General features: G+C 44.7%; 1 protein-coding gene and 1 pseudogene. One reads left to right on the top strand and one right to left on the bottom strand.

The genetic code is table 11. The annotated features are described in order from the left end of the window. Positions 1 to 896: pseudogene (locus tag ACTIE6_RS23760) on the bottom strand (polyphosphate kinase 1); the annotation flags it as partial. Between the two features lie 143 nt (positions 897 to 1,039). Here ACTIE6_RS23760 and ACTIE6_RS23755 point away from each other — a divergent pair. Continuing rightward, positions 1,040 to 1,561, top strand: a 522-nt coding sequence (locus ACTIE6_RS23755) for an aldo/keto reductase (RefSeq protein WP_439558994.1), incomplete at its 3' end; no start/stop codon positions are given.

Genomic DNA, 1,561 nt, shown 5'->3' with positions numbered 1-1,561 from the left:
AAAAAGAGATAATCGCCGCGCTCATGAAACTCATTCATCGGTATCGCGACCTTATTCACCAGGTACTCCCGCATATAAAGCGGCATTCCCGACTCATAGAAGTATTGGGAAGGTTGGATGAAGTTGCGCTTTTCAAGCTGTTTGAGAATGCGCTGCGCGATTTGCATCGGGTATTCGTCCTCAATGGACAGCTCCGTCTCCCGCTCCACACGGATCGTGTAGCTTTCAAGCACATTAAATCCGGGAAAAAGCAAAGGCAGGTTTTCACGAATGATATCTTCAATAAAAGTCACGTGTTTCTTCCCGTCCCATTCAGGCAATTCCAGAAACCTCCCGAAAGGTTCAGAAGGTATATTAACCGTAGCATACCAATCCTCCTCAGAGTCTTCCAAATGCTGCAGACGCACAACCAGGTACAATTGCTTTGATTCGAAAATTGGCGTTTTGGATGATCTTTTGGCATCTAAAAACACGGGCTGCAAATACCTGAAAAGCTTGTCAATAAAGAACTTCCTGATAAATGCCAGGTGTTCGGTCGCGAAAGCTTCTCTATAATATAAATGCACTCCCTGCTCTTTCAGTCCCGGCAAAATACTGCCTATCAGGATCTCGTTGAACTCACGAAGCTGATTCTCAATGGTTTCGCTTACGTGTTCGAGCAGCGACTCGGGGAAGAGATATAATTTTGAACGGATATCATTGCTGACTTCACACATCGCCAGGAGATTGGGAATCCTGACCCGGTAAAATTCCTTGGTCTGATAGGCATACATTCCAAGAAAGCGGAGCCGCTCCCTCATCGGCACTGTTTCGTCGTTTGCTTCCAGTAAAAATCGGTAGTTATTGGACAGCCAACTCAGATTGGTATCAAAGTAGGGATAAGCAACATCTATCATTTAGGCGGGGTGAAAAAGATTCAAATTTGGTCACAATATAAATACATTTGAGTGGTAAGGGTATAACTTTGCACCATAAAATATAACCCTGTACGATCATCGTTCACTGTTATATTTTGCTTAAAATTTAATTTCAGTTGCATATGCGTTATCAATTATTAGGCCGGTCGGGCCTCAGGGTTTCCGAGGTTTGTCTTGGAACTATGACCTTTGGAAAAGAATGGGGCTGGGGGGCAGATAAACATGAGAGTTACAAAATTTTTGAAGCATTTGCTGCCGCGGGAGGTAACTTCATCGATACAGCAAACAGATACACAGAAGGTTCTTCCGAAAAGTATGTAGGCGAATTCATTGAAGCAGATCGCGACCGCTGGGTACTAGCTACCAAATACACGCTGAAAGACAAAAATGACGACCTGAACTTCGCGGGCAACCACCGCAAGAACATGATGCGTTCGGTAACTTCCAGTCTTAAACGACTCAATACCGATTACATTGACCTGCTCTGGGTGCATTTATGGGATAATACAACGCCGGCCGAAGAGGTAATGCGCGGCCTCGATGATCTTGTGACACGAGGTTTGGTACACTATATCGGTATATCCGACACACCTGCCTGGATTGTTTCTCAGGCAAATACAATTGCGGATTTCAGAGGTTGGAAT

The sequence above is a fragment of the Dyadobacter sp. genome (assembly GCF_051859145.1).
GTDB lineage: Bacteria > Bacteroidota > Bacteroidia > Cytophagales > Spirosomataceae > Dyadobacter.
Note: the sequence above shows the minus strand (reverse complement) of the source record. Positions and strands in the feature narration are given on the sequence as shown.